This is a genomic window from Aneurinibacillus tyrosinisolvens (genome assembly GCF_001015055.1).
In the GTDB taxonomy this organism is placed as follows: Bacteria; Bacillota; Bacilli; order Aneurinibacillales; family Aneurinibacillaceae; genus Aneurinibacillus_A; species Aneurinibacillus_A tyrosinisolvens.
This window is the reverse complement of sequence record NZ_BBWZ01000119.1, coordinates 1-965: the sequence shown is the minus strand read 5'-3', so window position 1 is coordinate 965 and position 965 is coordinate 1. Positions and strand designations below refer to the sequence as shown.

The 965-nt window shown below is 48.9% G+C and carries 1 protein-coding gene; it reads right to left on the bottom strand.

What is annotated here, in order from left to right:
* Nucleotides 1-108 precede the first annotated feature (108 nt).
* On the bottom strand, nucleotides 109-965 hold an 857-nt coding region (locus tag MBEAL2_RS28585; protein WP_047155561.1), incomplete at its 5' end, for a bifunctional 3-deoxy-7-phosphoheptulonate synthase/chorismate mutase.

The window sequence follows — 965 nt, the reverse complement described above, 5'->3', positions numbered from 1 at the left end:
CCAACAACAGGATAAAGAAACGAGACGGAGATTCCTAAAGCTCCCCTTCCTCCTTTTTGAGTAAAGAGTCATGACATTTTAATAAAGGTGGCAGGCACCCGTGGCGTTTTACAACGGAGGGCTTTCTTTATATAAACCGGAGTCGCGCAGCTTAGCCACAAACTCATTGAATTGCGGAATATTGATTTGCTGTTTCGCATCAGAAAGGGCTATATCTGGATCCGGATGGACTTCAACCATGACACCATCTGCACCTATTGCAAGTGCTGCTTTTGCCGTGGGCAGCAGAAGATCGCGACGGCCTGTAGAATGGGTCACATCAACCAAAACCGGAAGATGCGTTTCTTGTTTTAAAATGGGCACAGCCGAAATATCCAGCGTATTGCGAGTGGCCTTCTCATACGTGCGAATGCCGCGCTCACAGAGCATCACTTGTGGATTTCCGCCGGATACAATGTATTCAGCCGCATAGATGAATTCTTCGATGGTTGCGGATAGACCCCGTTTTAAAAGAACGGGGATCTTTACGCGGCCTGCCGCTTTTAAAAGTTCAAAATTCTGCATGTTACGCGCTCCAATTTGGATCATATCCACATAGTGTGTCGCCATCTCGACATCAGCAGGCGTTACAATTTCACTGACAACCTGCAGACCCAGTTCATCCGCCACACGACGCAAAATCTGTAGACCTTCTACGCCAAGCCCCTGGAAGTCATACGGAGAAGTACGCGGTTTAAAGGCTCCGCCGCGCAGTAAGGGAATCCCATTGACTTTGAGCGCTTCCCCTACTTTCCGCACCTGCTCGTAGGACTCTATGGAGCACGGGCCAGCGACAAGAATCGGGTTTCCTGCCCCGATTTGTATAGGCCCCAATCTTATCACGGTATCCTCCTGTTTCTTCTTTCGACTTACAAGCAGCGCTTTACTGTTCTCCTCTTTTTGCAGTGTAAGAGAGGCACTGAAGA